3 protein-coding genes and 1 tRNA gene are annotated in these 10,521 nt (G+C 67.8%); 2 read left to right on the plus strand and 2 right to left on the minus strand.

The window, feature by feature from the left end; translation table 11 throughout:
* Positions 1-30 precede the first annotated feature (30 nt).
* Positions 31-107, plus strand: a tRNA-Arg gene (locus tag IB230_RS19585).
* Positions 108-223: 116 nt separating this feature from the next.
* A complete protein-coding gene (locus IB230_RS19590) occupies positions 224-2,917 on the plus strand; it encodes a serine/threonine-protein kinase (RefSeq protein ID WP_192274556.1) in 2,694 nt (897 codons plus the stop codon).
* Positions 2,918-2,946: 29 nt separating this feature from the next.
* Here IB230_RS19590 and IB230_RS19595 read toward each other — a convergent pair whose 3' ends face one another.
* Positions 2,947-6,660: a hypothetical protein gene (locus IB230_RS19595; protein WP_225589699.1), complete on the minus strand. Its 3,714-nt coding sequence runs from the start codon at positions 6,658-6,660 to the stop codon at positions 2,947-2,949.
* A gap of 11 nt (positions 6,661-6,671) precedes the next feature.
* The gene (locus tag IB230_RS19600) at positions 6,672-10,481 is read right to left on the minus strand and encodes an OmpA family protein (protein WP_343227372.1); all 3,810 of its coding nucleotides are present in this window, start codon (positions 10,479-10,481) and stop codon (positions 6,672-6,674) included.
* Positions 10,482-10,521: the final 40 nt, after the last annotated feature.

Genomic DNA, 10,521 nt, shown 5'->3' on the forward strand with positions numbered 1-10,521 from the left:
ACCGGTTTGCGGCTAGAATGCCGGTCCCGTGCGCCCGTAGCTCAGCCGGATAGAGTAGTGGCTTCCGAAGCCATTGGTCGGGGGTTCGAATCCCTCCGGGCGCGCCATCTTTTCCCGCCTTCAGGCACCCCGCCGCGAAAGCGCGATACCCTCGCGTCAATGGGTCCGTGGCCGCCTCGCCTGCCTTGTGCGCGACGTCCTTGCCCTTGACCGACTGTCGCTGATGTCCGACCTGGAAGCCCGTGCGCTGGATCTGTTCGACGAGTACGTCGACCTGGCGCCGTCGCAGCGTTCCGCCGCCCTCGCACGCTTGAAGGATCGCGACGCAGCCCTCCACGATGCGCTGCTGCGCCTGCTGTCCGCCGATGCGGCGACCCATCCGCTCGAAGTCGCGGCCTTCGACCTCCTAGGCGAGGTGTCGACGGAGGGCGACGACGATGACGCATCGGCGCGCGTGGGCAACCGGCTGGGCCCGTGGCGGATCGATCGTGTCCTCGGGTCGGGCGGCATGGGAACCGTCTACGGCGCCAGCCGTGCCGATGGCCAGTACGAGAAGCAGGTCGCGCTGAAGTGCATGCGCGCGGAGATCTCGTCGCCTGCGCTGATCGATGCCTTCATGCGCGAACGCAACCACCTTGCGCAACTCGATCACCCGCATATCGCGCCCTTGCTGGATGGCGGCGTCGAGGCCGACGGCAGGCCCTGGTTCGCGATGCGCCTCGTGCACGGCACCGCCATGGACCTGTGGGCGGACCAGCAGCGGCTCGGGCTCGCGGAGCGCATCCGCCTGCTGCTACAGGCATGCCAGGCGCTGCGGTATGCCCACGATCACGGCGTGCTGCACCAGGACATCAAGCCCGGCAACCTGCTGGTGTCGACCGACGGCCGCGTACATCTGGTGGATTTCGGGCTGTCGGCCGTCACCGGCAGCCTGCATGGCGCGGCGGCCCCACGGATCGCCGTGTCCAATGGGTACACACCACCGGACGTGCTGTCGGGTGCGGCGGCATCGGTGGCCAGCGATGTCTACTCGATCGGCGTGATGCTCTACCAGTTGCTCGTCGGCGACTGGCCCCGCCCCCTGCTTCCCCTGCATGCCAGCCTCATCGGACTTCCTTCGATGCCTGCCCGCGCGCCGTCCGCGCTGGCGATGTCGAGTTCACCGGAACTGGCGAGGAAACGGGGCGGCCTGGACCCACGACGCCTGCGCAAGCGGCTGCAGGGCGACCTGGATGCCATCGCCATGAAGGCCGTCGCACTGGCGCCGGAGGACCGGTACGCCAGCGTCGATGCGCTGATTGAAGACCTGGAACGCTGGCTCACGCGGCATCCGGTGGTGGCACGTGGCGGCCGGCGCACCTATGTGTTCGGACGTTTCCTGCAACGGAACGCGCTTGCCAGCGCGCTGGCGGCCAGCGTGCTGGTCGTGGGCACCGCCGGCGCCGGCGTGCTGGGCTGGCTGCATCGCCAGGACCGACAGACGCTGCACGATGCCCAGGCGGTGTCCTCCGTGTTCGAACAGACCCTCGGCAGCGTGACCTTGTCGGGACTGGCGGACACCCGCCCGTCGTCCCGCCATCTGCTGGGGAGGACCGAAGCAGGCCTGCGCGCGCTTTCCCTGGATGCCAGCCCCGCCATCAAGGCGAGGGCGCTCGCTGCTCTGGCACGTAGCTACGCAGCACTGGGCGACTACCGACAGGCCCTGGCGCTGGCGGGCGAAGCCCATGGCCTGCTGTCGAACGATGCGGCCGGCGATGCCGACACCCAGGCCATGTTGGCCATGCTGCTCAATCTGCAGGCGCGCCACGCGGAAGCACGCGATGTCGCCACGCAGGGACTGCAGCGCTCGACATCCACGCAGACGAGCGCAGACCCCTCCACGCTCGGACTGCTGGTCGAGTTGGCACGCGCCCACTGGGGATTGTCCGAGTACGACGCCGCATTCGACGCACTCGCCTTCGCACAGCGCAGCGCCGCCGGCACGTCCTCGCAGACCGCCCTCGACATGCAGGTGGAACTGCTCGTGCTGCGCGCACAGTGGCATCTCCAGCTACTGGACCTGGCGGCCGCGGACATCGAGCTGCAGAACGCGGCCCGCGCAGCGCACGCAAGCGCGCCGGCCGTGAAGGAGAGCGTCAGTGAAGCCATGCTCCCGCTGCTGATGCTCCGGGAGCGTTATGCGGAAGCTTCCGAACGGGCCACCGCACTGCTCGATGCGCGTCGCCAGCGTCTGGGTCCGCACCATCCCGATACCGCACGAAGCCTGCGCCTGCAGCTTGACGTCGCTTCGCGGACCCCCGGCAACACCCCCCTCGCGACCACCGCCGTGCAGGCGGCACACGAGGCCATCCTCGCCACGTACGGTGCCCGGCACCCGGAGTACGCACAGTTGCTGCTGCTCGAGGCCCGCGTCGCATCACGCGACGACGCAGGCAAGGGCGCAGCCCTTTCGCGACAGGCGGTCCAGCTGCTGGAAAGCACGCTGGGTCCGCGTCATCCCACGACACTGGATGCGAAGGAGGAGCAGGCGATGGCGTTGCTGGCCTTCGCCCACCAGACGCCTGCCATGTCCGCGCCACTCCCGTTGCGCGAAGCGATCAGCCTGCTGCAGGAAGTGATCCACGCCACCGGGCAGCGTCACTGGCCGTCACCCGGTGCCCGGCACCTGCTGGCGCAGGCGCTGCTGCAACGCGCCCGCCTTGCCGGCCCGACGTCGGTTGCAGACCGGCGTCAGGCCGAAACCCTGCTGCAGGACGCACTGGTGGAAGCCAGTCGGCACCTCGGTGCGCGCCATGCCAGCACTACCACGATCCGCGCGACGCTGGTGCGGGACTATCAACCGGACGCGGCCCAGGCGGGGCCCCACCCAGATCATCGTCCCGATGACGCGCCTTCTCGCGGCGCAGCGCCTCGCTGAGGCGCCGCGCCGTCGGACCGGACCGGACGTCAGTACGTGCCGACCAGGTTCAGGAACCAGCCCTTGTGGTCGTAGTCGAAGTCGGTCAGGTCGTCGCTGAAGTCGGTGAAGTTGTAACCCACACCGATACGGAAGTTCTTGCTGAGGTCGCGATCGACACCCAGCAGGACGCCCTGCTTCGACCCACCGTCATCCACGTCGAGCCAGCGGTACTCCGCCAAGGCATGCCACTGCGTGCGCAGGTCGTAGCGCACCTGCGCCGCCGCGAATGTGGTGGCCGAATCCAGCCACACGCCCGTGCCACGCCCCATGCGCACTTCGCCTTCGCGGCGCGCCAGCTTGCCGGCGAATTCCCAGCGCTGGTCCAGCTTGTACACGCCTTCGAACGAGAGGATCTGCGACTTCTGGTCGTAGTCCGCGCCGCCGATCTGGCCGAGTGTGGCCAGGTCGTACAGATAGGTGTAACGGCCGAACAGGCCCCAGCGCTGGTTGTCCCAGGGACGGTAGGCGAAGCCCACGTTGCCTTCGATGAAGCGGGCGCTGGCCAGCGGATCCAGCTGATCGTCGGTGTCTGCGTAATTCAACCGTGCCGCGATGCGCCAGCTCTCGTTGAACTTGTGCGTCAGGCGGTTCGTGCTGACCCACTGCTCACGCTGCTCGGCACCGGTGTCCTCGCGCCACTCCAGCTTGCTCTGCCAGTCGGTATCCGGCGACGTGCGACCACCCGACACGCTGATCGCACGGCGATCGACATTGCCGCCCGCCGTGTTGGTCAACTCGCCATCGGACAGCGTGAACCCCATGTTCCAACCCTGGGCCGGATAGAAGTCCATGCCGAAAGTATGCGCCAGCCCGGAAGCATCACGCTCCTTCAGGAACTGGCTCTCGTTGTACAGATTGACCTGGTTGGACAGGCGCCAGCGCTGGCCCAGCGTCCAGCCATTCTGGGCGCTGCGGTTGAACACCGAATCGTAGTCGGTGGTATCGGTCGAGTAGGTGTACGCGCCGTAGATCGAGTGTTCCGTGGTCAGGCGATGCTCGGCGTTGACGGTGGCGGCTTCGCCACGGTCGCCCGTGGTGACTTCCGCGCCCACGGACGACTGGTTGCCGTACAGGTACTTGCCGCCGAGGGTCAGTGCGTTGTTGTCGGCGTACTCGCCGCCATCGTCGTCCAGCGTCACCTGCCCGATACCGTACAGCTCCAGCGAGCTGCCGAAGCGGTGCAGGTACTTCAACGCACCCAGCGTGCCGGCGGCATCGGCCGCGGTGCCCTCCTGATCCACGCGGCGGACTTCCGCACTGAACGTGCTGGCGTCGTTGACGCGCCATTCCAGCGTGGCTTGCGCCTGCGTCAGCGTTTCCACCCCGCTCTCGGCGCGGGTGTAGCGCGTGTACAGGCCCAGATTGGGCGTGAACTGGCCCAGCAGCTCGGCACCGTATTCGGTGACCGGACGGCCGGTGTCATAGCGCGAGATGGAATAGCCCGCGCTGGTGTTGCGCCACCACGCACCGACACTCCAGTCCTGCTCGGTCCAGCCCAGCTCCTTGAAGTTGGCGCGCGCTTCCAGCGACTTGGCGTCGCCTTCGCGGAACAGCGCGGTGTCGTTCTGCTGGATGAAGCTCAGGCCGCCGTTGTCGGAGAAGAACACCGGTGCGCCGAACGACTCGGTCTGCGCGTACTCGGCCTTGATGTAGGTGCCCTTGCCGGCCTGCAGGGTGAGATCGCCGGCCGCCAGCGTGTAGTCCTCGCCCGCACGGTTCTCCTGCACGTAGGTCGCCCCCACGCCAACGTGATTGCCGAACCAGTGCTTGCCGCGGAAGCCGGCGGTGATGTCGTCGGCATCGAAGCCCGACGGCACCCATTCGTAGTCCACGATCAGGCGCTGCTCGAAACCGTCCAGCGGCGTGTCGCGGGTCAGCGTAGGCGCGTTCTCACGGGTGATCTGCGCCAGCGGGCGCGTCAGCAGCACGCGACCCTGCAGTTCGTCGATCTCATAGTCGGTGCCACGCTGCAGGACCACGCGGTTCTCGGTGCGTCCGGTGGTCAGGTCGCGGATCTCCAGCGTCACCACGTCGGAGCCCGGCAACAGGTCGGTGTGCCGCAGGTAGTACAGGCTGCCGCCGGTACCGATGAACTCGTTGTGGCCCGGCGCGGTTTCCGCCTGGGAACCGAACACGCGTACTTCGCTGCCGGGATCGCCCCAGCGGTTGGTCGCATTGGAGCGCCAGTTCAATGCTGCGCCGTACAGCGAGCGCTGGTACTGGGCGTACTCGGTGCCGGTGATGCCGGTGCTGTAGTTACCCCACAGCGCCTGGTTCTTGTCCCAGTCCACGCGCAGGTAGAAGCGGCCCATAGTGTCCACGTCGCGGTACGTCGTGGAGTCGTCGCCATAGACGGGGTAGTACAAGTCCGGATCGAGGCGACGGAAGATGTCCTGGGGATCGGCTTTCGTGAAGCCGTCGAACAGTCGCTCGAGATCGCGCTGGGTGGTGTCGGCCTGCGCCGTGACCAGGTACTTGCCGGCGTATTTGGCCTTGCCATAGAACGCGAGGCGGCCGTCGCTGATCACGTCGTCCTGGTAACGCGTGTCGTTGGCGAACGCGGCACCCGAACCGCTGACCTTGTTCTGCGAGACGGTGACGTCGGCCAGGCCGACGCCGAAGAAGTAGCGGCCTGTCACGTCCACGTCCAACGCGTGCGTCGCGGCCCGTCCGCTGCCGCCACCGTTGCCGGTCTCGCCCACTCCGATCTCGAAGCGGTGGCGGCCCACCGGTACCAGATACTCCGCGACGAACTTGCGCTCCAGATCCACCGGATACTGTTCGCCGTTGATGGTCAGCTGCGCCCGGTCGGGGATATTGCGGCCCTGGATGCGGATGCGGGAGCCGTACATCGGGATGTTCTGTTGACGCAACCCATTGCCGGAGAACACGTCGTCCAGCTGACGCTGCGCCTGCGCCTGCTCGCTCGACAACGATGTGCCGAGCGCACGCTCGGCGCTGTCGCGCAGCAGGTTCGCGCCGCGCTCGGCCTCTTCCGGAGAGACCAGCTGCAGCGTGCGCGGATAGGTCTCATCGAAGCTGTCGCCCTCACCGTAGGCGCGCAGCACGTAGACCAGTTCGTCGCCCTTGCGGAACGGATACCTGGCCGGCAGGGCGCCATCCCAATCGGCCTGGGTCACGCCGGCCACATCCAGCGGCACGGTGGCGATCGGCTCGATCAGGTCGGCATCGCTGCTGCGATAGAGCGAGATTTCCAGGCGCTTGATGAAGGCCGGGTAGTTGCCCCGCACGTAGAACTGCACTGGCTTGGTGATGCGCTGGCCGTCGAACGACACGATCGTCGGGGCGGACACCGACAGCTCCGGCTGGCCGAGCGTGGGATCCTCGGTCGCCCAGATGGCGCCGCCGCCGGGCAGGTCGATGGAGAACTTGCCCATCGCCGTCGCCTTGCCAGGCTGCTCGGTCGCCACGGTCACGCGGCGATCGGGCTGCAGGGCCGGAGACGAGGACTGCTCGCTCGTGCCTTGGGTGACCGGCCTGTCGTAGCTGCGCGTGCGCAGCCGGAACAGCAGGCCCTCCTCGCCGGCGCACTGTTGGCCATCGCATTCCACCGTTGCCGCCGCCTGGCCGTTCTTCGCCGGGGCCGGCACAGGCGCCTGCGCAGCGGCGACCGGGGTGGCACCCGCCAACAGTCCGATCAGCGTGTAGTCCAGCAGCTTCATCTTCATACGCTTCTTCATGATCCGCCCCTTCACTTGCGCACGCCGACAGGGGCTGTCGGATCGTTACTGGATTCCACGCGAACGTTGGCGCGCACCTCCGGGCTCAGTCGCTTGGCAAGGGCCTCGTAGACCGCTTTTGCACGGCGCATGCCAAGGGCGGTGTTGTACGCATGCGAACCCCGCACATCGGTATGGCCGACGATGGCGATGCTGCCGCCGCCCCGCTTCTCCAGTGCCGCCGCCACCTTGTCCAGCAACGGTTCGAACTCCGGACGGATCGCCGCCTTGTCGGTGTCGAACAGCACCGTGCCAAGAAGCGCGCCGCCTTCATCCACGCCGACGACCAGCGAACCTGGATCGTCGACGTTGCCGCGCACGCTGACCACCAGCGCCTGCGCGACGGTCGGTTCCAGCATCTCCAGCAGTGCAGCCTTGACCGCGTTGGCGCGTTCGAACGCCAAGGCCTCGGCATCGCCGTTGGCACTGATCACCACCTCGCCGCCGCCGTGCTTGCGCACCTGGGCAGCCATCGCTTCGATCACCGGCTGGTACTGCACGCGGACCTCGGCACTGCCGGGTGCGAAGAACACCTCGCCCAGCTCCAGCTCCACCTGCTCGCTGCCACCCTCGATCACCTGTTCCGGCAGCTTCACGCCGAAGTCGAAGCGCACCGGCACGCCGGGAGTGATCCGGCGGAGCAGCGGGTTGTCGGTGGTGAACTCGGCACCGGACGGCAGCGTGGACGGGTCGACCTTCAGGATGAAGTTGCGGCCACGCTCCCATGCGCCGCCCGACACGCCTGCCAGGTGGTAGCGGCCGTACTGATCGGTCTCGATCAGCAGACCTTCCACCGACGCGATGCGGACACCGGGGATACCGCGCTCGTCGATGCCGGCGTTGCGGATGACGTAGTCGACCACGTAGCCGCCCTCACCCTGCGCCACGCGCCGCTCGACGGTCGGCGCTGCCGCGGTCAGGCCCTTGGCGGCATCGCCGGACTGCTCGATGCGCGTGTTGCCCACGGCATCCATGCGTACCGTGACGCCCTGGTCGCTGGTCAGCACGAAGTCGTCGGTGAAGGCCAGCTCGCTCAAGCGCTGCCGGATGACCACTTCATGGGCATCCGCCGGGTCCGCGGGCGACTGGCGACCACTGATCGTGCCGACTGCGATGCCGTGCAGCATCGGCGAGCTGGCATCCGGCTCGGGCTGCGGGCCCGCGCCATGGTCCACGGTGGTCGAGTTGGCGATATAGGCGCCCGGTGCGAAACCGCCCTGCACCTTCACGCCGCCCAGCGTTGCGCTGTCCTGCCAGCTGTCGCCGTCGCGGTCGTTGAAGACCGTACCGAACAGCAGGCTGTCATCCAGCATCGCATCGGCGGTCAACTGCACCTCCGCTGTGGCCACGTTCGACACCGGCTCATCGGTCGACGAACGCACCTGCGCCTGGTTGATGTGGGCACCCGGACGCACGCCCGCGCCCACCCGCAACACGTACACCAGCGTGGCGGTCTCGCCGGCACGCACGTCCACGCCTGCGAAGCGCAACGGCCGGTTGCCCGAGACGGTCGCCATCTGGTCGGCATCGGCTGCCAACAGCGAACCCTCGACATAGCTGAAGCCAGCCGCCGGCGTGTCCGTGATGCTGCCATTGACCAGGTCGGTGCTGCCCACGTTCTCCACCGTCAGCGTATAGCGGACCAGGTCACCAATGCGCACCTCGCGCACGCCGGCCGACTTGCTCAGGCGGATCTCCGGCAGGCCGACCAGATGCTCGGTGCTGCAGGTCTGGCAGGTCGGCGGCGGATCGGTCGGATCCGCGCCGCTGGCCACGACCACGTTCGTCACGCGACCCGTCACCGAAGCATTCACGGTGGCCGTGTAGGTGAACGTCTGCGTACCCACCGGCGTACCGGCCGGCACGATGCAGGTGATGGTCGTGCCGTTGTAGGCGCAGCCAGCCGGCATAGCGCCCAGCGTCAGCCCGCGATCCGGCGTGTCCACCAGGGTCACGGCGGAATCCAGAGCCGCCTGGCCAACCTGCACCGACAAGGTGTAGGTGATCACCTGGCCAGGCTGCACGGTCGCACCGTTGGCGGGATCGGAGCCCTTGTTCACCACCACCGTCGGCGTTGCCACCGGCGTCTCGATGTCGCACTCGTTCGCACACACCGGGTTGTCGGTACCCGTACCGACCACCGCATTGCGGACCACGCCGCTCGCCTGGCCGTTGACCGTCGCGGTGTAGGTGACCGTGTAGACGCCCGGCACCGTGCCCTCCGGCAGCGTGCACACCAGCGGACTGGTCGCGCTGCAGGTGTAGGCACCCGCCGAGGTCACCGTACCGAACGTCAGGCCTGTGCCCAGCGTGTCCGTCAGGGTGATTGCGCTGGAGGTCGGTGCCGCCGCCACCGTCGCAGACAACGTATAGGTGATCACGTCGCCCGCGACCACGCTGGTCTTGCCTGCCGGCAGCACGGCAGATTTGCCGTAGCTGACGATGGCCGGCAACGGCTCGGTCACGATGGTTTCGGTCTGGCACGCGCCCTGGCAGGTCGGGGCGTCATCGCCCGTCGCCACCACCACGTTGCGGACGAACCCGGTCGCCAGTTCGTTCACGATCGCGGTGTAGGTCACCAGATAGGTGCCCGGCACCGTATTCGCCGGCAGCGTGCACACCAGCGGATTGCCCGCGCCGCAGCTCAAGCTGCCCGCCGTCACCGCACCCAGCGTCAGGCCCTGGCCCAGCGTGTCGGTCAGCGTGACCGGCGACGTGGTCGCGGCATCGTCGACCACGATCTGCAGGTTGTAGGTGAGGGTGTCCCCCACCGAGACCTCGGTCTGCCCGATCGGGAGGGTGACCGACTTGCTGAAGGTCACCGCCGGGTTCTGCACCGGGGTGTCGATCGTCGTCGTGCAGCCCGGATCCGTGCTGCCCGCCGGACAGGCCGGACTCGTCACCACCGCCGTGTTGCGGATCGTGCCCGCATCTGCGTCAGCCTGGGTCACCGTATACGTGCCCACCAGCTGGCAGGTCGCGCCCGGCGCCACGCTGGCGCAGGTGACGGTTGACGGTGTGGTCAGCGCATCGCCCACGACCACGCTGCTCAACGTCGTGTTGCCCGTGTTGGTCATCGTCACCGTATAGGTCAGCACGTCGCCCACCACGACGGCGCCACCGGTGCTGTCGTTGGTCAATGCCTTCACCAGGGTCTGCGAAGACGTCTGCGTGATCGGCGTGGTCGTCGTGCCGGTCACCGGATCGGTCTCATTCGAGTCCGCCGTCGCCGTGTTCACCACCTGGCCCGCGTCAACGTCCGTCTGCTGCACGGCATAGCTGCCCGTCAGCGTGCACGTCGCACCCGGCGCCAGCGTCGCGCACGTCGTGCTGTTCGGCGCCGCCAGCAGCGGATCGCTCACCACCACGTTGTTCAGCGTCACCGTGCCGCTGTTGGTCGCCACCACGCTGTAGCTGATCGTCGAGCCCAGCGCGTACGGACCCGTCGAGGTCACACTCTTGGCCACCGTCAGAGCCGAGCTCTGCGTGATCGGCGTGGTCGTCGTGCCGGTCACCGGATCGGTCTCATTCGAGTCCGCCGTCGCCGTGTTCACCACCTGGCCCGCGTCAACGTCCGTCTGCTGCACGGCATAGCTGCCCGTCAGCGTGCACGTCGCACCCGGCGCCAGCGTCGCGCACGTCGTGCTGTTCGGCGCCGCCAGCAGCGGATCGCTCACCACCACGTTGTTCAGCGTCACCGTGCCGCTGTTGGTCGCCACCACGCTGTAGCTGATCGTCGAGCCCAGCGCGTACGGACCCGTCGAGGTCACACTCTTGGCCACCGTCAGAGCCGAGCTCTGCGTGATCGGCGTGGTCGTCGTG

The sequence above is a fragment of the Pseudoxanthomonas sp. PXM01 genome (assembly GCF_014851815.1).
In the GTDB taxonomy this organism is placed as follows: Bacteria; Pseudomonadota; Gammaproteobacteria; order Xanthomonadales; family Xanthomonadaceae; genus Pseudoxanthomonas_A.